Origin of the sequence: Marinobacter sp. X15-166B (assembly GCF_001752365.1) — a bacterium.
Classification (GTDB): Bacteria; Pseudomonadota; Gammaproteobacteria; order Pseudomonadales; family Oleiphilaceae; genus Marinobacter.
Window position 1 is genome coordinate 671,312 of record NZ_MEIY01000001.1, and the last position, 23,851, is coordinate 695,162.

Consider the following 23,851-nt stretch of genomic DNA (forward strand, 5'->3'; position numbering starts at 1 on the left):
TGCCATAATCTTGCAGGCGTAGCGGTAGCGCGGTTCATCCCCGTGGGCACGGGGAACACGTACACAAGAACCACCCGACGGACGGAATCGTCGGTTCATCCCCGTGGGCACGGGGAACACAGAGTGACGATGTAAAAATTCGTAGAATTGCCCGGTTCATCCCCGTGGGCACGGGGGAACACGACGTGCTGAGCCACTTCTTCAGCATCAAGGTCGGTTCATCCCCGTGGGCACGGGGAACACTGGTAAGGCGCCCATTCACCACCCAGCGGGTACGGTTCATCCCCGTGGGCACGGGGAACACATTACCTACACTGTTGGGACAGAGTGCGAGGGCGGTTCATCCCCGTGGGCACGGGGAACACTATGGTGAAATCCGGTGTCATGCCTGCTCTCCCGGTTCATCCCCGTGGGCACGGGGAACACCAGCAGGTTGGCCGGCCGCAGGTCGAGGAAATCGGTTCATCCCCGTGGGCACGGGGAACACGCCTGAGTTACTGGGCGGTAGATCTCGACAACCGGTTCATCCCCGTGGGCACGGGGAACACGCCAACAAACCGCCTGGTCATGCCGCCACCTGCGGTTCATCCCCGTGGGCACGGGGAACACCAGGCCGGGGTGCAGCGCTCGGTTCGGTTGTCCGGTTCATCCCCGTGGGCACGGGGAACACTCTAATCGCATGCAGCTGATTTGTAAGCTTAAAATAAGCCACCAGCAAACTACCAAGTTTTTAAAGAACGTACAATTCTTTAGCTTTTCGCCTCATCTGGCTTGAATTTCACCAGCCGCAAGCCGTCAAAATCTATCGGCTCGCGTCTGTTTTGACCATAAGTTTGAAAATCGAATCCCGACTCAGTGTTGGTAGCCCAAGCCATAACAACATTCCCATCCTCCGCTAATACATTAATTTGCTCCCAGATCATTTCACGGATGCGTCGAGAAACATCGCCAACATAAACTCCGGCGCGCACTTCTAATAGCCAGACAGCTAAGCGTCCTCTTAAGCGTGGTGGCACGGCTTCAGTGACAACAACCAACATGCTCATGTTTACATGCTCCTATGGCCCGAATCACCAAAGGATTCGGGCTCAGGAATGGCGGGGGGCTGAGCATCTGCCGGGGGCTCTGGCGGCAAAATTTCCCCAGCAGCCAATACCTCTTCAATTAGCGGAATCAACCTTCTCAGTGTATTGCTTTTACGAAACTCTTCTCGACACGCCTGACGCACCTCTCGATCAGGTAACCTGGGCCGAGAGGAAGCCACTTTAAAAGCAACCGGAATAACCGTTTCGAATTTAATAATATCCGCGATATCGTAAACGAAAGAGAGTGGCTTGCCGGAATGCAAAAAACCGATGGCAGGCGCATAACCTGCCGCCAGAACGGCAGCTTCAGTAACACCATACAAACACGCAGTGGCCGCACTGATGCATTGATTGATCACGTCGCCCTTGCCCCAATCTTTAGGATCGTAACGACGGCCGTGCCACTCAAGACCATATTGCTGCGCCAATATTTTGTAGGCTTTCCGTACCCGCGCACCTTCAATGCCTCGTAGTTGGTCAACACTGCGCCTCTGCGGGGCGGCCTCACCAAAGCGCAACTCAAACATTTTGCGCACCACTTTCAGACGAAGCTCCTCATCAAGGGCTAACTTCGCTTGATAAAGCAGACGGTCTGAGCGTGCGCCGCCGGGCTGACCAACGGAATAAACTCGCACGCCCGCTTCACCAACCCAAATAAGCAAGGTGCCTGTTGTAGCGGCCAGTTTCACTGCAGCATGGCTGATACGGGTGCCCGGCTCTAACAAAATACAAGCTACCGAGCCGACCGGTATATGCATCCGCTCGCCATTTATTTCGTCGATAACCACAAATGCGCCGTCGCGGACATCAATCCTCCCCATGGCAACAAAGATCATCGAACTACGGTCTTTTATCGGGATGGGCTTAAGTGGAATGAACGCCATCAGAGGGGCCTTATTAGCATCAACCCACACCCAAGTGCTTTTGCACGGCCAAACCCGCGGGCATATTGAGATAAGAATACCGAGGGGTTCGCCACAGTAACAACGCCCTGGTAATCAACGCTCGAAAACTGAATCTGCTGACCTTTCTTTTTTTGACTGCGATGTTGTGTATAAGCGCCAATATCAGGCAGGCTCTCCAAACTTATTCCCCAGCTTTCCAAGCGCTGCTCGTTTGCAATCCATTCGTGGGCAGCAAGGTCCATGTGGCGTTTCACCTCATCCTCCGCCCAACCCTTGCGGCCCTGCTGTTTTTTCGCATGCATGAGAACATCGTGGCGCTTTCTTCTCCCCTGCTCATCGGTAACGCAAATTGTAGGATTGGCCCTCAACTTAAAAACCAGACGTTGCCCAGCGGACAACTTGGGCTCGAATGTTTTTACCTGGACTTTAAAAACATCATCCTGTGGGTCAGGTTGTTCCTGCGATAGAACAAAGAATACAGGCAGACCGTTGGGCGACAATTCTTGTCGATAAATGAACTGTCGTTTTTTTTCGCTACTAAACAATTGCCACAATAATTGATGGGATGAATAGGCACCGTTCTGATTGAGTTTGAGCAAAATCTCGGCCATTCGCCGTGAAGGAGACAAAGTTACTTTAGATAAAAACATTACTGCTCTTCCCCCCGAGTGCGCTCAGGCAGACTCAACTGATGCATTGAACGTTGTTTGAATTGCCAACGCTCCCGACTTACAGGTTCATCCCAAGGATGCGTCGTAAGAACACTCTGCTCACCCATTTCATTTTTATCGCCTTGCCAAAAGTAAGTTACCCAGCCATCGCTTCCCAACCAAAAGTCATCCGTTTTATCTGAATGCGTTAATGCGGGAAACTCTGTGTCCAATGCTTCTTTTAACATGCAGGGAGCAAGCACTTTGGGCATCAATGGCACTGCAAGAGGGCATGATTTGCGCCCCAGACTGAGTGGATAAACAGGCTTCAACAGTGCGGCTTGCAAGTTTTCCAGACTGAATGCCGCTTGCTCCGTTAGTGAGATCGCCACCACCCACAAGCCATCACAACGGTAATCCCGGCCCGATAGAATCGTATTTAATTTCGCTGCCGAGAGTTCACTTTTGCGAGTGTGATGCACCACCTTATTATTACTCGATGGTACTTGCGTTGTATGATAATCACGCATCAGAGTGCTCGGCACAGTTTGCTTGATGGCTACCAAAACGCTGTCCTGCAGCGCCTGTAACTCCTCCTTGTTTTCACGTTTGACCCCCAAGGCCGCACCCAAGAGGCCCAAGATGGCGGAGCGTGTTGGGGAAGCTGCGGTTTGGCGGTCACCGCCAACCGCCGGCAAGCCCCAGCTTGCCATAGGCCCATAAAGACGGAACACCAAGTAAGGCTTCATCATCCACCCTTATTCGGTAATAAACTGCAAAAGTTCGGAAAATGACCCCTTACCCGTCATTGCATTGAGGCTATAACGACTGTCTGCACAGGGACCGTAAACCTTGTCAAAATTCTCAGCCTGTTGCTCTAATGCAGTTACAGCCGCTCCCCCCATATCAGCATCCTGAATGGGCTTTAAATACGCAACGGAGAGCGAGCGCGGTTGCTGCGTACCCTTTTCTGCCATCACATAGCTTGCATAAGCCCTGGATCCAAAACTGTTCTGTTTGCCGGTTGGTGATACTTTGATGGCGGCCTCCGTTAGCGCCTGTATGGCCTTGTCCGCCAACGCCTCATCGCCTCTCAGGCTTTCAATCAACTGGGTTTTGTTTATGCAGATGTAGCTGTAAAATAACGCGGCTGCGAACCCGGCCTCTCCTATGTGTGCCGAACCTGCGTCGCTCTGGCCATCATTCAAGTCATCAACCGCAGTAAAGTAATCGTCTTCAACCACAACACTGTGCACACTGATCGCATGCGCGACCTGGCAAGCGGCTTCCACATTAAACTCCGGCGTGGATGCCAGCATTCGCCCAAACAAGGCAATATCAACGCCGGTTTTTTTCGACTTCAACTGACGCAGCTCGTCCTCCGTTGGCTCGCGGTCTTCCGACGCTAAAACAGCCACTAATGAGAGCGCCGCATCTTTTTCTACCGGGCTGATATGCGCCAACTGCTCGATTTCCAAACTGCCCTTTTTCAGTTTCCCGTATTGGCCGGCGATCTGACTGGCCCATTTTTGCGCTGACTTCTCTTTTACGTCCGCTTCGACGAGAGCGTCGTATATCGTTTGTCCAAAACGTTTGGTGCGAGTCCCTAACTGACCCGCCATCGCCTCTTCAAACAAATCAGACGTGCGCCAATGCCGCTTTAAGCTTTGTGAACTGACGCGAAGGCGCTCAAAACCACCCATTTTTGCAGTCTTGGGGCGCCCCAGGTCGTCACGGTTCAGGTTTGAAGGTGCATAAGATGTTAAAAGATGAAGCTGAATAAACTGACTCATGATCAAAGTGTCCTTAAAAATCCCTATTTGAAGTACAGCCCACAACAATCACAACGTGGCTTTCATAAAACCCCATTACTTTCCTGCACTGCCTCCGGCAGCCCGGTAATAATCCATGGCCCACTGCACCGCAATTCGGTTCTCAGCTTTGCGTGGGCGGTATAAGTGTTGCTCGACAAACCATTGCTCGATGTCTTGTGCCAAAGCCAGCACGGCCACCTGGCCTTTGAGTTGAAGCAAAATGCGCCGCAAACGTCGCAGAAACTCGTCCGGCGTTTTGGCACTTTGCAGTTGAGCAAAACGCAGCTCACTGACCACCGATTTGTCACCGTTACCTCTAGCGCCCGCAGCCATAGCCAACCTGACCTCACTGCTTTGCTGCACATAAACCAACGCTGCGGCAATGGTTGCCCAGCGCTCCATGTCTGCTGGCCTCGCATTGTCCGTCAGCTCAGTTGGCAAGCTGAACCACAAAGAGCGGAACCCCTCACTGAGCATGGCCGCATCGATTGACTCGCATCGCTTTAGCCTTGCTTTCAAACCGGATGGGGCTGGTGGAATGTGCTTTGCCTTTAGCTCGTCTGCCGAGAGCATCATGCCCTGCCACCACCGCAACACCGCTGACTTGATGGCATCATTATGGCGAATGGTCAGTGACCCTTGATTTGCCTTTCCCATTACACCGCCTCCTTTATGCCGGCAATTTTGTAGTCTTCTACAAACCGTTTAATGTCCTTGCTTCCAAACAGCCACTTCATCAGTGCTTGTCTGGCTTTGATTCGCTTTGCCATTGAGCGCTGGTCTCCCAATTCAGACAAAGCATACTCATCAAACAAATCCATACATGTGCTACGCAGCTTATTTAACCAGTCTCCCGCTTGTTTCGGGTTAATATATTCACCTCTCTTGGCCTGCTGAGTGATGTGTTCGACTACGGTGAAAAACACAGACTCACTACGTTGCCAGAAAGCGAGATCAATAAAAGATATATCGCCTTTGGCATCTTTTGGCTTATCAAACCAAGCAGCTTTTATCTGGTCACGGGTATACCAAAGTGCGCTACTGGCCAAGCTCTGCAAGCGCTTAATCTCAACCACAATGGCGTCTTGAGCATCAACATCGACATGAAACAGCGGCATAGTCACTGAATACCAGCCCCGGGCTTTCATATTGTCCATATCATACCCAAATACCCACAAACGCGGTTGCTCACTTTTGTGGACCTCCTTGGCATTTCTCTGGTAATGAGTAACCACACCGGCACATCGCTGGCCGTCTTTGTCGCTGGTCAACGCCATTACATCCCAGGTTTTATAATTAATTCCACCCGGCTGAGCTTTAAGCGACAAGTGATCCTGTTCAGGTTTTTTGCTATCCCAGGTATAAGGAGTGAGTGGATGTTCCCAGGTACCGCTGTAATTATTTCCGTAATTCTTTGCCAGATACGAGGTAACTATTGTGGATGCAGGCAGCCCGCTGATTGCACATTGTCCGTCGCTATGGTCCACCAGCAACCGGATACGTCGCGGCATTGCCCAGAACATGTGCAGTGGATGGACATCGGTATGATAAATTTCGCTGCCTTTTTTGTGGCTTTCCTGCGTAGAGGCAAGCCAGGGAAACACACTCCCGTCGGTGAAATCAGGGTCCTCGTAACCCCACTCCTCACGATTGATGACGTTTAGCCATAGCTTTTTCCATAAGGTGGCTGTTTCGGAATGTGGCATTACCAAAGTCGTTAAAGGACCGCCACCCCTAAGACCAACCCGATGGCCAACTCCACCTGCAGGCGCATTGACTTGCAGTGTAAACAGTGCCATCACCGCCATATCCAGCGACATCTGTTCACCTACGCCGCGCTTTATAAAATGATCGGTGTTTTGTTTGATGCCATTCGCACCCGGCGCTTCGATCAACAAGCCAGCTACGGTTGTTGGCTTTTGATCACTCAAAGTTTCAAAGTCCTGCATAAACAGCGGGCCATCGCCGACCACATTGAATGCATGAGCCACCAGATTGAATGCGTTTTGCAACTCCGCTTCTTCTGGGGATTCCAGATATCGATCCCCCCACTCTTCCTCATCGTCTGGCGCAAAAGCTGTCTGTAGTAGCGCAATCGCAAATTGGTAAGCAGCGCCCTGAAAGTCTGCCCGCGGGAGTGCAAAGTCGATCACATCCGGATCGCGTATACTGGCCAGCGGTAAAACTTGCGCAGTTCCATCTTTCAGTCGAAAAGGCAGCCATGCTTGCTGAACAATGTTCATGAAACCTCCTGTGTTTGCTGTTCGCAAAACCCTGTTGTCTCGTTATACGTAAATTGCGAATCTTGCTCCGGTAACCAGAGCCGTAGGTACTTTGCTTGCGGATAGGCTTGATGAACGGCTTCCGTTTGTTGTTCAGAGAGTGACGCGAGCTTATCGGCGTATTTCCGTTTAGCCACTTTCACGGTGCTCAGGGCTACAGCAAAATAAGGATCAGTTACCCATGGGGTTAGCTCTCCCCCCTCATCTTCTTTCAGTAACAGCACGCTAACGGTTTCAATATCACGGTAGCGTGTGCTGATATCATGATTGTCTTCAGTCCAATACCTCGAACTTTTGTCACTGTATCCTTTTGCCAGGTTTAACAACTGGGACGATGCCTTGGCTGCCTTGGCACGTTGCGCGCCAATCAATTCATGCTCTTTCGCAACCAAGCTCGCGGGGATCTGTTCGTAAGCCTCAACGCTGTAAACGGATTCAATAAGGGTGCGCGCATCCTCAGGCATCCTGATTGCGCCGTTGGTTAAAAGAGTGCGTAATCCAAGCCACAATCGCCCCGGTGATCGGTAGACATATTCGGTATTCTGAAACTGTAGGCTAAGCCAGTCAGCCGTTGGAGAATCCTCCCATTCCGGGGCATGAACATACAAAACCGGCGCAGCTCGCTGGTCACTAATACCTTGCTGATAATGCCCCTGATTATTGCGAGTATGACGATGCAGTCGCCCTGCCCGTTGAATCAGATCATCGATCGGACAGATATCAGAAATCATGACATCGGTATCTGCATCCAGACTTTCCTGAAAGACCTGGGTGGCAATCAGCACGCGCCCTTGTCTCTGCTGACTCCCACCCTGCTTGCCAAAAATATCCAGCACTTTATTTTCAATGACTTTTCGGTCATGAAGAACAAAGCGGCTATGAAACAACAAGCAATCGTCAGGGTTTTCAATTGCCTCCTGCACCAAGGCGTGAGCTGCAAGCGCATCATTCACGGTATTGCGAATCCACACCACACATTGCCCTTGCGCTACCGAAGCCAATATGACATCTAGGCATTCAGACTCGCTATGCACCACAGAAACAGCAACCTCTCGACTCACCTCAGGCCGACTCTTCAGGGGTTGCTCTTTTATGGGCAATTCCGGATCGATGGTAATGTGTGTTGCCAACGGAAAGGCGGTTTCCTCGAGAGCCAGTACTGGAATCCCCACTGCGCTCAGCCAGATGTTGGCAAGGCGCTGACGCTGATTTTGTGACAAAGTGGCGGTTAATAAAATGACAGAGCCACCTTGATGCAAGTGCAGTTTGAGCAACCCATCCAGCAGCTCAAACATGTACTCATCCGCCGAGTGTACTTCATCAAAAATCAGCACCTTGCGATTCAACCCCAACAAACGCAGCGACTGGTGACGACGGGGAAGCACTGCCAGCAAAGTCTGGTCTAACGTACCAACCCCCACGGGTGCCAACAGCGCTTTTTTGCGGGAATCAGCGAGCCATTGATTGCACTGTGCGGTCGCCGTTTGATCGGTTTTATCGTAATGGCGGTCTTGGGGCCCTGCGTTGAGTTTCGCCTCTTGAAAGCGATCATTCATTTCACGAGCACCATGAGCCAACACAATACTTGGCTGATAATCCCCGTCACTTGTTAGCATTTGCTGATAGTGATCGGCCACACGGCTAAACATCGCATTAGAGGTCGCCATCGTTGGCAACCCGAAATAAAAACCGTCAGCCGCCCCCGCTTCCATTAAACGATGTGTCAACGTCAGTGCCGCTTCCGTCTTGCCCGCTCCAGTGACATCTTCGAGGATAAACAACTGCGGGGAGTCATTAAGGTCGACTTGCTCAGCCCAAGCCTGTAGTGGCGTAGGCTCAAATCCAAAGTGGTACTCTACTGATTGAAAGGGTGCGACCTTGGGAGCCTGATCTAAGGCAGCTGCTTTAAGTGCTTTTTGGGCTTGGCGTTGCGCCACTGCCCAATAATTACTAAGCGGCTCAATCACATTTTTATAAGGGAAATATTCGCGATTGGAGCCCACCCAATCAGCCAATACCGCCATACCGGCGAGCTGCCAGCTCACCTGTTCTAATCGGGACCGCCAGTTTTTACAGCCAAACTTATCTAGCGGGAATTCCGGCTGAAACAGCCGGTACGCATCATTTACAAAGGCACGAGCAGCTTCAACATTATGTGGTTCGGTAAAGTGCTTTACTGAGGTTACGTCTTTGGTATCAATCGGCTGACCATGATGCCCGAACACACAGTTCATCAGCACCATGACAGCTTTTCGCAACTGTCGATCTTCGGTGCGAGAAGGTGTTTCCTCCAGCGTGATCTGATCAAAAAAACCGGGTTCAATCTCGTGCCAGAAATACAATCCCATTCTGTCATGACGGTATTGCGACCCGTCATAGCCAAAGCGGCTGTTCGCGTCTATAAGGGAGGTGTTTTCAGGTCTATACAAGCCCTGAAAGGCAGAGGCGAACTTCCCTAAATCGTGTAATGCCAAAGCAAAACCAAATAGCGCATTAAGCTGCTGTGGCGACAATTCAAGGAAGGTTGCCAAATCTGTTGTAAGAGTTTTACTGGGGCAAAGTAATCGACGGCCAACAGCCGCTACATCTAAGCTATGGTAGGGCAGCAGATGATATTTTATTTGGCTATTAACGTCAGCCTGGGCTTTTCCCCAATAACTAAAATACGGGCAATCAATTGCCATATGAGCTCACCACCTCCCTATGACGCAAATCTAGAGCTATAAAAACGAGCGAGCAAAACAGATTGTTTTATTTTTCTAGTTTTCTTACAGAACCATTATTATATGGTCGCGTCCAGCTTTTATATTTTTAGCAAGTTTTAGTTACCGTATCTATATCCACGGTGAAATACCAGTCACTACGAGTTCCCAGCCAAAACCTCCTTTTCTATCCGCGCCTCTTCCCGGCGCACCGCCTTTGGCGCCCCCACCGCCAGCAGGGTGGCGCCAAGTGAGCACACGGCCATTACGAGCACGATGGCCAGCAGTGAACCTTCGCCAATCACCGTGGACACTGCGCTGATGCCACCGGCGACGGTGAACTGGGTAGCTCCCAGCAAGGCGGCGGTGGTGCCGCCCAGTTTTGGAAAGAACTCCAGAGCGTTGGCCATGTTGTTGGGGATGATCGACCCCATGAACCCGGCCACCGCGATCATGCACGCAGCGATGACCCAGTAGGACGCCCCCGCCCAGGCGCAGGCCACCAGCACCAGGGTGGCCGAAAACTGCAACACCACCGACACGCGCAGAATGGCAACCGCTTCAAAGCGGGTGAGCAGGTAACGGTTGAAGATGTTCAGACAGGCCATGGCGACAATATTGGCGGCAAAAAGGGCGGAAAACATGCCACTGGAAAGCCCGAACCACTCCTGATAAATGAACGACGAATGGGTGATAAACACCAGCATGGTGCTGAAGCACAGCGCCTGCAGGCCGATAAAACGCATGGTGACCCAGTGCCGCAAGACCAGCCCGTAGTTGGTCACCAGGGTCGATACGGGCGTCTGGACCCGTTCTTTGGGGGGCAATCGCCGAAACAGGCGCAAGCGCAGCACCCCCCCCAGAAACACCGCATATCCGGCCAGCATCAGGAATATGGCCGGCCAGTCACTCAGCAGCAACAGCAAGGCCCCCAGTGAAGGCGCTGCCGCAGGGGCCACAAACATGATCAGGCCGATCAGACCAAACAGCCGCGCGGCCTCGGTGCCCTGGAACTGGTCCCGCACAATGGCCGGCACCGACACCGCACAAAAGGCTCCGCCCACCCCCTGGATGAGTCGCCACCCCAGCATTTCGTTGATGCTGCCGGATTGGGCCACCATCACTGCGGCGGCGGCAAACACCAATAAACCGCCCAGCAGGATTGCCTGGCGGCCATAGCGATCCGACAGGGGCCCACCCACCAACTGCCCCAGCCCCAACGCGGCAACGTAAATACTGAGGGTTAACCCCACATCGGCGTGACTCACGTCCAGGTCGGTGGCAATTTGCGGGAAGGCGGGCAGATACGCATCCAGCGTTAGTGGCCCCAGAGCCACCGTCATCCCCAATAAAATGGCCAGTTGCAGTTGCGACACTGAAGTTGTCTCCGGGTTGATTGCCAGCGACAGATGCGCTGATGCGAAAAGAGCTCAGACTGTGAACGGAAAGAATTGTAGCATGCTACCCAATTTTAGCGATCAACCGAAACCGCATGCGGGCGAATCCGGGCGTCGTTCACAAATCGGTCAGATGACGGCCTTACGGTGATCCAGTAGCAGCCGGGCGAGCATCAGCGCTTGCAGGACAACCACCGCGCCCAAGGCCATCAGATACCCTTGCGGCTGGTACACGGCGGCCGTTGCACTCTCCCAGAAGCCAATAATAACGCCGATACCCCACTGAAACGCGAACGCTGCCAGAAACACCAGCAGGTTGAGCGCGGTGCTGGCCCGCCCGGTGAGGTTGCGGTCAAAATGACCGGACAACAACGAATAGCTGGTGGTGGAGGCGGTGCCCAGGAAACCCATGGCTGTCATGAACAGGTGCAACGCCGGTATGCGCCAGCCCGAGGCCATGGTCGCCACCATGATCATGAACAGGGCCATGAGCCCGGCAATTACCGGCACCGGTCGTACGCCGTAGCGGATTAACCAGGCCAGAATGAACCCCAGACTCAGAAATCCGACCCCCATACCCGTCGCCATGAACATCAGCGCGGTGGCGATCTCCCTGCTGTCCTGCAACATGATGTCGCGCAGCCAGGGGGCTGCCCAGAGCGTGGCGATGGCCATGGAAGAGCCGCTGAACACCGCCGCCAAGGGCGCGATGCGCCAGAAAAAACGATCACACAATACCTGTTTCAGACCACCAACCAAGGCACCCAGACGCAGGTCTTTGGGTGTTTCCCGGTGCTCCGGCACCACCGCAAAGATGATTGCTGCCATCGCCAGGGTCATCCCTGCCAACCCCATGAACAGCTGCCTCCAGCTGGCCAGCTCCAGCAACCACGCCACCGGCGCCGTTGCCGCCAGGGCCCCCAAGGCACCGAACGCCATAAGACTGCCATTCAGCATCGGCAACTGGTCTGGCCGGAACCAGAGCGCAAACGCCTTGAAGGAGGCCATCAGGCAACAGGCCACCCCCACCCCGATCAGCAACCGGCCCAGCGTTAGCCCCATCAGGCTGTCGGCCTGAGCGAAGACCACCGCCCCCAACGCCGCGATCAGCAACAGCGATGCCTCGATCCGCCGGGGCCCGAAGCGATCCAGCAACAGACCGACCGGCAGCTGCACCAGGGCAAATGCCAAAAAGTAGGCGCTGGTCAGCAGACCGAGCTGGTTGGCGGTCAGCCCCACATCGGCCACCAGCCGGTCAGCGATGACGGCGTTGATGGCCCGGTACAGGTAAGATGCAAAGTAGCCGGCGGCGAAGGGCGCAAACACGCTCAGGGTCAGGGTGCGTAAGCGCTCCGCAGGCACCACTTCAGGCTGTAACATGACCACTCCGGTTTTTCCGTGGCGTCCGAGCGCAAAAGACCTCGGTCAGCCCAACCCATGAATCCCAACCGCTTCGCGCACTTGCTCCAACAGCGGCGCGGCAATGGCGCGGGCTTTGGTGGCACCGGACTGCAGGATGGCTTCGATATCCGCCGGGCGGGCCATCAGGTCGTTGTAACGCTCGCGGGCTTCCGCCAGCTCTCCGTTCACCAGCTCAAACAGCTGTTTTTTGGCGTCGCCCCAACCGATACCCCCGGCAAACGCCTCGCGCATGCTCTCGGTCTGTTCGGGGGTGGCGAAGGCCTGCCAGATCTGGAACACGGTGGAGGTGTCCGGGTCTTTGGCTTCGCCCGGCTCCAGCAGATTGGTCTTGATTTTATTGATGTGTTTTCGGAGCTGTTTTTCCGAGAGGAACAGGGGAATGGTGTTGCCGTAGCTCTTGCTCATCTTACGGCCGTCGAGGCCCTGCAACACCGCCACATGGTCGTCCACCTGATAATCCGGCAGGGTCAGCAGCGGCTTGTCCTTGCAGTAAATGTGGTTGAAACGCTGGGCGATATCCCGCGCCATTTCCACATGCTGGATCTGATCGCGGCCCACCGGCACCACATTGGCGCCAAACATCAGAATGTCGGCGGCCATCAACACCGGGTAGCTGAACAGGCCCATGGTGATGGCCTTGTCGGCGTCCTCGCCGTCCGCCAGATTGGCGTCCACCGACGCTTTGTAGGCGTGGGCGCGGTTCATCAGTCCCTTGGCGCACACGCAGTTGAGAATCCAGGTCAGCTCGGGGATTTCGCGGATGTCCGACTGCCGGTAAAACACCGCATTGTCGGTATCCAGCCCCAGTGCCAGCCAGGTGGCCGCAATTTCAGCGGTGGACTGGTGCACCGCCACCGGGTCCTGGCTTTTGATCAGGGCGTGGTAGTTGGCCAGAAAATAAAAGGCGTCGTTGTTGCTGTCCTGGCTGGCGTGAATGGCCGGGCGGATGGCACCAACGTAGTTGCCTAGATGTGGGGTACCGGTGGTGGTAATACCGGTCAGCACGCGCTTCTTGGTCATGAAAATAAGTCACCGTAATAAGCGGGAAAGAACAGGCCGGTCGCCCCGGCCTGACTGATTGGTAACAGATGATACTGGTTTGGACGGGTAAACGGCAATTAACCCGGCGGAGGGTCGAGCAGTTCTATCCAGTGCTGCACGGGAATATCGGCGCGGGTTTCAAGGTGCATCTGGCAGCCAATGTTGGCGGTGGCAATGCGGTCTGGTTGACCCCCGGTCAACGCCGCCAGTTTGTTGGTCAGCAATTGCTGGCTGAGCTCCGGCTGCAGCAGGGAGTAGGTGCCGGCCGAGCCACAACACAAATGCCCGTCCCGGGTATCTGCCAGGGTGATACCGACTCGGGTGAGCACCTGCTCCACCACACCACTGTGCTGCATGGCGTGCTGCAAGGTGCAAGGGCAATGAAACGCCACTTTACCGGGGTTGTGCTGTACCTGAAGCGCCTCCAGGTCCTGCCGCAGCAAAAATGCGCCCAGGTCGGTACACAGTTCACTGACGGTGCGCGCCTTCGCCGCATAGGCGGCATCGTCTTTTAACAGGTGGCCGTAATCCTGCACCATGGCGCCACAGCCCGAGGCGGTCATGACGATGGCTTCCGCCCCTGATTCAATCAAGGGCCACCAGGCATCAATATTGCGGCGCATGCGGTCCAGACCCTGCTGATGCTCACTGAGGTGATAATTCACCGCCCCGCAGCAGCCGGCCTGTGGGGCCTCGAGCAGGGTAATACCCAGCCGGTCCAGCACCCGCGCCGCCGCAGCGTTGGTGTTGGGTGCGGCGGCGGGCTGCACACAGCCCGCCAGCGCCAGCACCACCCGGTTGTGGCGGGCCGTCGGCCAGGGACGCGCCCGTTTTCGCGGCGGCACTTTGGCGCGCAGTCGGGCCGGCAGTACCGGGGCACACACCTGCCCTAGACGCAGCAGGAACCCGAACAGCGCCCGGTCAGGCAGCACCCGCGCCAACACCCAACGGGTCCATTTGTCTTGAGGCGCCCGGGGCAACTCCTTATCCATGAGGCCCCGGCTTATATCCAGCAGCCGGCCGTACTTTACCCCCGACGGGCAGGTGGTTTCGCAACTGCGGCAGGTGAGACAGCGATCCAGATGGTGGCGGGTTTTGTCAGTGACTTCACCGCCTTCCAGAAACTGCTTCATCAGGTAAATACGCCCACGGGGACCGTCCCGCTCGTCGTTCAGCTCCTGATAGGTGGGACAGGTCGCGGTGCAGAAACCGCAATGCACGCAGGCCCGCAGGATGGCTTCGGCTTCCTGGCCCTCCGGCGTATTGGCAAATTCTGACACTAAATTGGTTTGCATGGATTCCTGCTCTCACAACCAGCTGTATAGGCGCCCGGGATTGAACAGACCGGCGGGGTCGAAGGCCTGTTTGATACGCTGCTGAATGGCTTTCACCGCCGCCGGCTGGCTGTGCAGGACCTCGCCGCTGCGGTCACCACCGCGAAACAGGCTGACCTGACCGCCGGCCTCGCGGGCCAGCGCCTCCATGTGTTCCATGTCACCCTCTCCGCGATACCAGCGCTGGGCCCCCGCCCAATCCAGCAGCCAGCGACCGGCCAACGCCGCCGGCGGGGCACTGGATTTTACCGAGAACCGCCACAGGGGCTCCTCGCCGGCAAAGAATTCGTGTTGCTGATGCTGCAGGGCCCGCCAAAAGCCGCCGCCCTCCTCCAGCACCTCCCCCGCCCAGTGCCTGGCGGTGGCATCCACTGCGCTTGCCGCCCCGGCAAGCCGCAGATAGACCTTGCCATCCAGCCAGCAGGCGGCGGTGATCGGCTTGGGCTCAGCCGCCCGGGCATTCATATAACGCACGGCTTCCGGCATGGCCATGTCTGCCACCAGCGTCAACGACCGGGCCGCCTGCGGCATCACCTTCAGGCTGACCTCGGTGAGGATACCCAGCGTGCCCATGGCCCCCGCCTGCAAGCGTGACACGTCATAGCCGGCGACGTTTTTCATCACCTGTCCACCGTAACGCATGTGCTCGCCCTTGCCGTTGATCAGCCGGATGCCCAATACCTGATCTCTGACTGAACCGGCCCAGGGCCGTGCCGGACCCGACAGATTGCAGGCCAGGGTTCCGCCCAGGGTTGCACCCACCCCCAGCTGGGGCGGCTCAAAGTGCAGCGTCTGGCCGTGCTCGGCTAAAGCCGCTTCGATGTCACTGAGTGGCGTTCCGGCACGGGCGGTCAATACCAGCTCCACCGGTTGGTACTCAACAATCCCAGTGTGAGCACTCACTAGCACCGATTCGCCTTTGCCTTCATGGGCGCGCCCCATGAACGCCTTGGTATCGCCACCCACAATGTTCAGCGGCGTGCCGCTTTCCCGGGCCGCCAGCACCTGCTCCTGCAACTGCCTGGATACATCAGCCATGGGTCGACTCCAACGTTCGGTATTCCTGGCAAAACCTCAGGGTAGGCACGGCTTTGCCCGGATTCAGTATGCCCCGGGGGTCAAACGCGGCTTTCAGCCCGTGAAACTGCGCCAGTTCGAGATCACTGAACTGCACCGCCATCTGGCGGATTTTTTCCACCCCCACGCCGTGCTCCCCGGTGATGCAGCCGCCCACTTCCACGCACAGCTCCAGAATTTTACCGCCCAGGGCTTCGGTCCGTTCAAACTCTCCCGGTGTGTTGGCGTCGAACAGGATCAGCGGGTGCAGGTTGCCATCCCCGGCGTGGAACACATTGGCGATGCGCAAGCCGGCCTCCGTCGCCATTTGCTCCATTTTCAGCAACACATGGGCCAGATGACGACGGGGAATGGTGCCGTCCATGCAATAGTAATCGGGCGAAATGCGCCCCACCGCCGGAAACGCCGACTTGCGGCCTTTCCACAACAACACCCGTTCCTGCTCGGATTGCGAGGTGCGCACCGACGTGGCCCCCAGCTCCCAGAACAGGCGCTCGACCAGCGCAATGTGTTCGTGCACCTCTTCCTCGGTGCCATCCACTTCACACAACAACAACGCCTGCGCATCCCGGGGGTAACCGGCGTTGGCGAAGTCATCCGCGGCCACGATGGCGTAGCTGTCCATCATTTCAAAGCCCGCGGGAATGATGCCCCGGGCAATAATCCCGCCCACCGAGTCGCCGGCTTTTTGCACGCTGTCAAAACCGGCCATCACCACCTGCGCCACCTCCGGCGTGGGCAGCAGTTTTACCTGCACTTCGGTGACTATGCCCATCAGGCCTTCCGACCCGGTGACCACCGCCAGCAGGTCCATGCCACACACATCCAGACCGTCGCTGCCCAGGGTGACAAGCTCCCCCTGCGCGGTGACCATTTCCACACTCAGCAGGTTGTGTACGGTCAGACCGTATTTCAGGCAATGCACGCCGCCGGCGTTCTCGGCGACATTGCCCCCGATGGTGCAGGCAATTTGTGAGGACGGATCCGGGCCGTAGTAGAGACCATATTTCGCGGCCGCCTCGCTGATGGCCAGATTGCGCACCCCCGGCTGCAATCTGGCGGTGCGCGCCAGCGGATCAATGGCCAGAATCCGGTTAAACCGGGCCAGCGACAGCACCACCCCCTCAGCATGGGGCATGGCACCGCCGCTGAGCCCGGTGCCTGCGCCCCGCGCCACCACCGGAATACCGTGGTGGTCGCACAGGCGCATCACCTCCTGAACCTGGGTGACGGTTTCCGGCAGCACCACCAGTGCGGGCATCTGACGATACATCGACATGCCATCGCACTCGTAGGGCTTCATGGTTTCGTCATCACTGATGACGAACTCCGGGTCAACAAGCTGCCGGAATTGCTCTGCCAGCTGAGCGTAGCTTATGCCGTTGCTCATAGCGTCTTCGCTCACCTCTCGTTGCGCCCGGTGTTTGCCGGGTGCTCATCCAGATTCAAGCGGCGTCCTTGCGGGCAGTCTGTCATCACCCGCGATTGGCCATGAAATGGTCAATCCCGGCTTGCGCGCAGTCCATATCCTGCTGCGGGGTACCCGAACTGAGCCCGATACCGCCGACCACCTCGCCATCCACGATGACCGGCAAGCCGCCACCCACCGAGCTGATGCGCCCGCCCACTTCGGTGTGGATGCCAAAGGCCAGATTTCCCGGCACGTTGACCGCATTGTATTCGTGGGTGGCCTTCTTGGCGGCGGCGGCCGTGAAGGCCTTGTCCTGAGCGACGGTAATACTGGTGACTTTCCCCCCGTCCATGCGTTCAAACGCCACCAGGTTGCCGGACTCATCGGTGACCGCAATGCACATGGGCACCCCAATCTCGCGCGCCTTGGCGGCCGCACCCGCAATCAGTACCCGGGCATCCTCAATATCGACTCGCTTGATTTCTAGCATAGTTACCTCATCTGAAACTCAGTTTTCTCTGGCGCTGCTCAGCCGTAAACCAAATTCGGCAGCCAGGTCACCAGAGCTGGAAACACCACACATAACATCAAACCAAGCGCCTGCAAAGCCAGAAACACCAAAGATGACCGGAAGATGGTGCCCATGGAGATGTCCGGCGGGCATACCCCGCGGATATAAAACAGGGCGTAGCCAAAGGGCGGGCTGAGGAAGGACATTTGCATATTCACCAGATAAAGCACGCCGAACCAGAGCACCACATCCTCCCCCGGCACCGCCGGCAGCCCGAACAGGCCATCGAAGGTCAATGCCTTTACTATGGGAATAAAGATGGGCACCGCCAGCAGCAGGATGCCCACCCAGTCCAGAAACATGCCCAGCACCACCAGCAGAATCATCAGCAAGAACAGGATGCCGTAGGGGGACAGACCGGTGCCCAGAATGGTGGCGGTAATGAAGCTCTGCCCGCCCTGCAATATATAGAAACCGACGAAGATGGACGCGCCGAACATGATCCACAACACCATGGCGGTGGCCTTGGCGGTGGTCACCGAGGCCTCCCGCAGGGTCGACACGGAAAAGGCCCCGTGTTTCCAGGCCACCAGCACAGCACCAAACGAGCCAATACCGGCGGCCTCCACCGGGGTCGCCACCCCACCGAACAACAGCCCCAGCACCAGCATCACCAGAATCAGCGGCGCGACCAGGTCTTTCAGTAACAGCAGTTTCTGCCCCAGGGATATGCGCTCGGATTCTGCCACCGGCGGCCCCAATTGGGGATTGATCCAGGTACGCACCAACACATAAAAAATGTACATGCCGGACAACAGCAACCCGGGAATCACCGCTCCCAGATACAACTCACCCACGGATTGCTGGGCGACCACGGCGTACAGAATGGCCAGGATGGAGGGCGGAATCAGAATCCCCAGAGTGCCACCGGCCATGATCGACCCCAACGCGATCTGGTGGTCATAACCACGTTTGAGCATGGCCGGCAAGGCGATGATGCCCATGGTCACCACCGCCGCGCCAATCACCCCCACCATTGCCGCCAGTATGGTGGACGCCAGAATGGTGGCCATTGCCAGTCCGCCGCTGAGCCCGCCCATCCACTTGTACACCACGGTGAACATTTCTTCGATCAACCCGGCCCGTTCCAGCATCGACGCCATGAAGATGAACAGCGGTATCGCCGCCAGATCGGAATTGGTCATCATCGGGAAGATCCGACTGGGCACCAGGTTCAGCATGAGCGCATCGCCCACCAGATAAATGAACGCCACCCCCAGGCCCCCGGTGACAAAGGCCAGCGGCAAGCCCATCATCAGCGCCACCAGCAAGGACCCGAACATCAGGTAGGTTAAGGGGGCAATCTCGGTATCGGCGAGGCTGCCGGCCAGCCGGAACAGAAAATAGTCATCCTCGTAGGGGTCGTAGAACACAATGTTGATCACCTCGACCAGCACAATTAACCCCAGTGCCAGAGTGGCGAGGATCATTACCCAGGTGCTGATTTTGCCGATCAGGGACCCACCTTGGGGAGCCACTGCCGGGGCGTTCACGGTCATGTCTGGTGCTCCCGGCCCATTGCGGCAAACAGCGCTATGTCTTTAATCAGCTTGGACACCCCGGCGAGCAGGATCAGCACCGAGCCAAGCAGCATCATCGCTTTCACGGGCCAATGCTGAATCCCCCAGGTTTCCACGGTGGTTTCGCCCATGGCGTAGGAATTGCGGAAAAAGGTCCAGGAGGTAATGACCATGGCCAACGCAAAAATGAAGAAAAACACCGAAGTGAAAATGTCCATGCCGACCCGGCCACGTTCAGGCAACAGGTTGTACATGACGTCCACCCGCACGTGGGCACCGTGCAGCAGGGCAAACGCGCCCGCCAGCAAGTACTGCATGCCCAGCAACAGGTAACTGGCCTCATGCACCCAGATGGTGGGCATGTTAAACAGGTAACGCATGATCACTTCGAAGAAATAAAAACACACCGCGTTGATGGTCCAGAAGGCAACAAACACCCCCGACTTTTCACTGATCCAGTCGACCACCCGGGTGAAACCGTTGCCTCTGAACTGCCGGTGGATCAGCGGGTCAACCCCCGCCTGGGTTTCCCCCATCACCGGGTGGGCCGCCGGCGGCTGGCCGCGCTTTCTTACTGCCCTGCGCTCCAAAGCCATCAGGATCAGCGGCATAATGGCCAGCCACCCCCAATACAACCAGTGGGGCATTACAAACCCAAAACCTTCAAGGTCAGACATCAACCACAACCCCTGTCACGCCATGGGGAGGCGCCGGGCCTCCCCGTTTGTTACTGTCCCGGACCGGCTCGCGGTTACAGACCCTTGATGTCGTCTTCGCTGATATAGCCCATGGTGTCGTTCATCATGTACTTGAGCTGCATGTCAAAAATGGCCCGGGCGTCCTTGTCCTTGTTGGCCCACTTGTACCACACCGGGATGGCCGCCTTGCGGAACCGCTGCAGGTCCTCCTGACTGAGCCGTGAAACCTTGCTGCCCGCTTCTTTGAATTTCTCCATGGCTTCGATGTTGCGCTGCTGAATGGTCTGGTAATGGCGCTGGGAGTAATTCCTGACCTCATCCTCCACCAGCTGCTGCAACTTGGGGTCGAGTCTGTTCCAGGCCCGCAGATTGACCGTCAGATCCATCAAATCCACCGGCTGGTAAACCGACATTACGCCGGGAGGCCCGAACAGAATGTTGTCGGTCACCTGGGCAAAGCCCAGTTCGTAGTTGACCGCGGGCCCCACGTAGTCGGCCGCGTCGATGGTGCCTTTTTCCAGTGCCGGGAAAATGTCCGACCCCGGCAGACTGACGGTGGAGACGCCGAATTGCTGGAACACCTCCGCGACCATGCCGCCCGGCAGACGGATTTTCATGCCTTTCAGGTCATCCAGGCTGTTGACCGGATTCTTGGAGTGAATGATGTTGGCGTCGTGCTGGATCGGGCCGACGTAAAACAGTCCGAATTTTTCGTAGATTTCCCGGGTTTTTTCCAGCATGCCCAGAGCGTAAAACATGGTGTCCCACTGGTGCGGTTGGTCCGGCCCGGCCGGGTAGGATGACAGGAACACCGACGCCGGTATTTTCCCGGACCAGTACAACGTGAACGGATTCATGCCCTGCAGCACGCCATTGCGCACCGAATCGAACAGGGCGTTGTTATCGGCGGCCACCGCTTTGGCGGGGAACGGCTTGAAGATCAGCTCTCCGCCGCTCTTCTCCTCCATGCTGTTACACCATTCTTCGAACAGGTCGTAACCGACGGTTCCGGCATCCCATACCGACTGTATTTTCCAGGTGGTCGCGGCGTGAACCGGCGCACCGGTCAGCGTCATGCCGCCAATGGCGGCCGCGAAGGCAAGGGTTTTCAGCAAACGGCGGCGGGGGGTGACGCCCGCTGGGCGCCCGTGGTGATCAGTTGTCATTACCACATCTCCATGACTATTGTTGTTATTGAGGCCATCACGTGTTGTCGGTAGCGCAGCCAATACCGCTAACTTCAGCCACCGTCGACACATTCCTTGGTAAAGCCGGGAGCAACTATCCCCTAATGTATAGGTGTGACTTTCACCATAGTCCAGTAACCCGTCCATCCAGGGTTGCGATAACGGCTGTGTTGCATGCGCGGTTCCGTGCCTGGCTATTGATTTTAGGCGCCGCAACCCGTACAACAGGCACTTTTTCGCGCGCCAGCCCCGGCGCAGCAGCCCCGACGTCACACTCAAAGCAATGGATCATTCATTGGATTGCCAATTTCGTGTACTGTTCCGTTACATGGCCGCAATCTGACAGCAGCAGGAGTCATTCATGGCGGAACAATCGCCTCTGATTTGCAGGGATATCTACAAAACCTTCAACGAGCTTGAGGTTCTCAAAGGCATTTCGCTGGAGACCCGCAAAGGCGATGTGATTTCGCTCATCGGCAGCTCAGGTTCCGGCAAAAGTACCTTTTTGCGGTGCATCAATCTGCTGGAAACCCCCACCTCAGGCGACATCATCGTGCACGGCGACCCGGTCAGATTCACCCACAACCGCAAGGGCGACCGCATTCCCGCCGACAACCGCCAGGTGGAACTGATCCGCGCCAAGCTCTCCATGGTGTTTCAGGGTTTCAATCTGTGGTCCCACATGACGGTGCTGGAAAACATCATTGAAGCCCCGGTTCATGTACTTAAAATACCCCGTAAAGAGGCCATCGAACGGGCCGAAGCCTACCTGAACAAGGTTGGCATCTACGAGCGTAAAGACTACTATCCCGCGCAAATGTCCGGAGGCCAGCAGCAACGTGCCGCCATTGCCCGGGCACTGGCGATGGAGCCGGAAGTCATGCTGTTTGACGAGCCCACCTCCGCCCTCGATCCGGAGCTGGTGGGGGAAGTGCTCAAGGTCATGCAGGGCCTCGCGGAAGAAGGCCGCACCATGATCGTGGTGACCCATGAAATGGCCTTTGCCCGCGACGTGTCCAATCAGGTGCTGTTTCTGCACCAGGGCATCATTGAGGAACAGGGTTCACCGGACAAAGTGTTCGACAACCCGGATTCCGAACGCATGAAACAGTTTCTGACCCCCAAATTTTGAGTGCGATTTCAAGTCTGTAGAGGCTGGCGGGCGACGACGGAGCAAGCCGGTGCTATCTTACAGATCAGGTTGTCATATTCTGTGTCAAACCACTGGAGTAGAAAGCAATGAAAAAACTGATTGTTGCGGCCGGTTGTGCACTGGCTGTCATGGCGGGCGCGGTGCAGGCCAAAGACTGGAAAGACATTCGTATCGCGTTTGACGTGCCCTACGAGCCGTTCGAATACATGACCCCGGATGGCGAACTGACCGGGTTCGAAGTGGATCTGGCCCGCGCCATGTGCGAAGAACTGGAGGCCAACTGCGAATTCGTGGTGCAGGCATGGGACGGCATGATCCCCGGTCTGCTGGCGCGCAAATTCGACGCCATCATGTCGTCCATGTCGATCACCCCCGAGCGTGCGGAGCGGGTGCTGTTCTCCGAGCCGTACTACATCACCCCGGGTGGCTGGTTTGCCCGTGAAAACTTCAACACCGATGTCACCGATAAAGAGGCCATGAAAGGCAAGGTAGTCGGCGTGCAGCGCGGCACCACCATGGACACCTTTGTGACCAATGAACTCAGTGGCGTGGTTACCGTCAAGCGTTACACCACCGCCGATGACATGGTGCTGGATCTGGAAGGCCAGCGTCTGGACGTGGTGTTTGTCGATTACCCGGTCGGCGAACAGACCTTGTTGTCCCGTGACGGATTCAAGGAAGTCGGCGAAGCGGTCAAACTGGGCGACGGCGTTGCCGTGGCCATGCGCAAGCGTGACAAAGATCTGGCCGAGAGCGTCAACGCGGCCCTGCGCAAGCTGAAAGAAGATGGCACCTACGACACCATCATGAAGAAATACTTTTCCTACGACATCAAATTGTAAACACCGCCAAGGGGTGGCTGCGTCTGCAGTCGCCCCTGAAACCCGGAACACCGCATGCTCGATCTTAAAGGTTATGGCCCGTCACTGCTTGAAGGCGCTATTGTCACCATTGAACTCGCCTTCATGTCGTTGGCGCTGGCACTGGCGCTGGGGCTGATCGGGGCAACCTCCAAACTTTCCCAAAACCGTTTGCTGGCAGGCGCAGCGACCACCTACACCACGCTGATTCGCGGCGTCCCTGACCTGGTGATGATGCTGCTGTTTTATTACGGCGGCCAGGTGATGGTGAACAATCTGTCGGATTACCTTTACGACGCTTACGACATCGATTTCTTTTTCCAGTTCGACCCGTTTATCTCCGGCGTACTCACCATCGGGCTGATTTTTGGCGCCTACATGACCGAAACCTTTCGCGGCGCTTTTCTGGCGGTCGATACCGGTCAGGTGGAAGCCGCCAAGGCCTATGGGTTCAGTCGCTGGCACACCTTCAGACGGGTGATGATTCCGCAAATGCTGCGCCACGCCTTGCCCGGCATCGGCAACAACTGGCAGGTGCTGCTGAAAACCACCGCGCTGGTGTCCATTATCGGCCTCACCGACATGGTCCGCGTGGCCGAGCAGGCCGCCAAGGCGGAGCGCTCGCCATTTCTGTTTTTCATCCCGGTAGCGCTGGTGTATCTGGCCCTCACGGCAGGCTCTGAATTGTTCATCAAGTGGCTCGACAAACGGGCCAACGTCGGCGTTGTGAAGGGAGAATGAC

20 protein-coding genes, 1 pseudogene and 1 CRISPR repeat array are annotated in these 23,851 nt (G+C 56.5%); of the genes and pseudogenes, 3 read left to right on the forward strand and 18 right to left on the reverse strand.

Annotated features, from left to right (window positions below):
• Positions 1-30: 30 nt before the first annotated feature.
• A CRISPR array of direct repeats spans positions 31-670; the repeat unit is 29 nt; unit sequence CGGTTCATCCCCGTGGGCACGGGGAACAC.
• A gap of 79 nt (positions 671-749) precedes the next feature.
• From cas2e to dctP, 18 genes and pseudogenes are all read right to left on the reverse strand, one after another.
• Entirely contained in the window at positions 750-1,046 is a 297-nt protein-coding gene (gene cas2e / locus BG841_RS03230; protein ID WP_070056338.1) for a type I-E CRISPR-associated endoribonuclease Cas2e, read from the reverse strand.
• Positions 1,047-1,048: 2 nt separating this feature from the next.
• Complete coding sequence (gene cas1e / locus BG841_RS03235; RefSeq protein ID WP_070056339.1) at positions 1,049-1,969, reverse strand: type I-E CRISPR-associated endonuclease Cas1e; 921 nt, start codon at positions 1,967-1,969, stop codon at positions 1,049-1,051.
• Positions 1,969-2,640 (reverse strand): type I-E CRISPR-associated protein Cas6/Cse3/CasE, encoded by a 672-nt coding sequence (gene cas6e, locus BG841_RS03240; RefSeq protein ID WP_070056340.1) that lies wholly within the window; start codon positions 2,638-2,640, stop codon positions 1,969-1,971. Before cas6e ends, cas1e begins: the two co-directional genes overlap by 1 nt.
• Positions 2,640-3,392 carry a type I-E CRISPR-associated protein Cas5/CasD gene (gene cas5e, locus BG841_RS03245; RefSeq protein ID WP_228141582.1) on the reverse strand — a complete coding sequence of 251 codons (753 nt, stop codon included), beginning with the start codon at positions 3,390-3,392 and terminating at the stop codon, positions 2,640-2,642. Before cas5e ends, cas6e begins: the two co-directional genes overlap by 1 nt.
• Before the next feature lie 6 nt (positions 3,393-3,398).
• Entirely contained in the window at positions 3,399-4,433 is a 1,035-nt protein-coding gene (cas7e, locus tag BG841_RS03250; RefSeq protein ID WP_070058665.1) for a type I-E CRISPR-associated protein Cas7/Cse4/CasC, read from the reverse strand.
• A gap of 75 nt (positions 4,434-4,508) precedes the next feature.
• A complete protein-coding gene (casB, locus tag BG841_RS03255; protein ID WP_070056342.1) occupies positions 4,509-5,111 on the reverse strand; it encodes a type I-E CRISPR-associated protein Cse2/CasB in 603 nt (200 codons plus the stop codon).
• The gene (gene casA, locus BG841_RS03260; RefSeq protein WP_070056343.1) at positions 5,111-6,697 is read right to left on the reverse strand and encodes a type I-E CRISPR-associated protein Cse1/CasA; all 1,587 of its coding nucleotides are present in this window, start codon (positions 6,695-6,697) and stop codon (positions 5,111-5,113) included. The genes casB and casA overlap by 1 nt, the downstream gene beginning before the upstream one ends.
• On the reverse strand, positions 6,694-9,420 hold the full coding sequence (locus BG841_RS03265) for a CRISPR-associated helicase/endonuclease Cas3 (protein WP_070056344.1): 2,727 nt from the start codon (positions 9,418-9,420) through the stop codon (positions 6,694-6,696). The genes casA and BG841_RS03265 overlap by 4 nt, the downstream gene beginning before the upstream one ends.
• A 176-nt stretch (positions 9,421-9,596) precedes the next feature.
• Positions 9,597-10,814, reverse strand: a complete 1,218-nt coding sequence (locus tag BG841_RS03270) for a multidrug effflux MFS transporter (protein ID WP_070056345.1) — start codon at positions 10,812-10,814, stop codon at positions 9,597-9,599.
• 150 nt (positions 10,815-10,964) lie between these two features.
• Positions 10,965-12,215, reverse strand: a complete 1,251-nt coding sequence (locus BG841_RS03275; RefSeq protein WP_070056346.1) for an MFS transporter — start codon at positions 12,213-12,215, stop codon at positions 10,965-10,967.
• A gap of 60 nt (positions 12,216-12,275) precedes the next feature.
• A pseudogene (gene trpS / locus BG841_RS03280) lies at positions 12,276-13,277 on the reverse strand (tryptophan--tRNA ligase); the annotation flags it as partial.
• Positions 13,278-13,375: 98 nt separating this feature from the next.
• The gene (glcF, locus tag BG841_RS03285) at positions 13,376-14,593 is read right to left on the reverse strand and encodes a glycolate oxidase subunit GlcF (protein WP_070056348.1); all 1,218 of its coding nucleotides are present in this window, start codon (positions 14,591-14,593) and stop codon (positions 13,376-13,378) included.
• Between the two features lie 12 nt (positions 14,594-14,605).
• Positions 14,606-15,670 carry a glycolate oxidase subunit GlcE gene (gene glcE / locus BG841_RS03290; RefSeq protein WP_070056349.1) on the reverse strand — a complete coding sequence of 355 codons (1,065 nt, stop codon included), beginning with the start codon at positions 15,668-15,670 and terminating at the stop codon, positions 14,606-14,608.
• Positions 15,663-17,099, reverse strand: a complete 1,437-nt coding sequence (locus tag BG841_RS03295) for an FAD-linked oxidase C-terminal domain-containing protein (RefSeq protein WP_070056350.1) — start codon at positions 17,097-17,099, stop codon at positions 15,663-15,665. The genes glcE and BG841_RS03295 overlap by 8 nt, the downstream gene beginning before the upstream one ends.
• An 85-nt stretch (positions 17,100-17,184) precedes the next feature.
• Positions 17,185-17,610: a GlcG/HbpS family heme-binding protein gene (locus BG841_RS03300; protein WP_070056351.1), complete on the reverse strand. Its 426-nt coding sequence runs from the start codon at positions 17,608-17,610 to the stop codon at positions 17,185-17,187.
• Between the two features lie 38 nt (positions 17,611-17,648).
• Positions 17,649-19,190: a TRAP transporter large permease gene (locus BG841_RS03305; RefSeq protein WP_070056352.1), complete on the reverse strand. Its 1,542-nt coding sequence runs from the start codon at positions 19,188-19,190 to the stop codon at positions 17,649-17,651.
• Complete coding sequence (locus BG841_RS03310; protein WP_070056353.1) at positions 19,187-19,888, reverse strand: TRAP transporter small permease subunit; 702 nt, start codon at positions 19,886-19,888, stop codon at positions 19,187-19,189. Before BG841_RS03310 ends, BG841_RS03305 begins: the two co-directional genes overlap by 4 nt.
• 74 nt (positions 19,889-19,962) lie before the next feature.
• Entirely contained in the window at positions 19,963-21,075 is a 1,113-nt protein-coding gene (gene dctP / locus BG841_RS03315; protein ID WP_070056354.1) for a TRAP transporter substrate-binding protein DctP, read from the reverse strand.
• Positions 21,076-21,457: 382 nt separating this feature from the next.
• On the opposite strand from dctP, the gene BG841_RS03320 reads away from it, so the two are divergent.
• The 3 genes from BG841_RS03320 (at position 21,458) to BG841_RS03330 (ending at position 23,850) form a co-directional block, all read left to right on the forward strand.
• On the forward strand, positions 21,458-22,228 hold the full coding sequence (locus BG841_RS03320) for an ABC transporter ATP-binding protein (protein WP_070056355.1): 771 nt from the start codon (positions 21,458-21,460) through the stop codon (positions 22,226-22,228).
• A 107-nt stretch (positions 22,229-22,335) separates the two neighbouring features.
• Complete coding sequence (locus BG841_RS03325; RefSeq protein ID WP_070056356.1) at positions 22,336-23,091, forward strand: transporter substrate-binding domain-containing protein; 756 nt, start codon at positions 22,336-22,338, stop codon at positions 23,089-23,091.
• Between the two features lie 54 nt (positions 23,092-23,145).
• Positions 23,146-23,850: an ABC transporter permease gene (locus BG841_RS03330; RefSeq protein ID WP_070056357.1), complete on the forward strand. Its 705-nt coding sequence runs from the start codon at positions 23,146-23,148 to the stop codon at positions 23,848-23,850.
• Position 23,851: the final 1 nt, after the last annotated feature.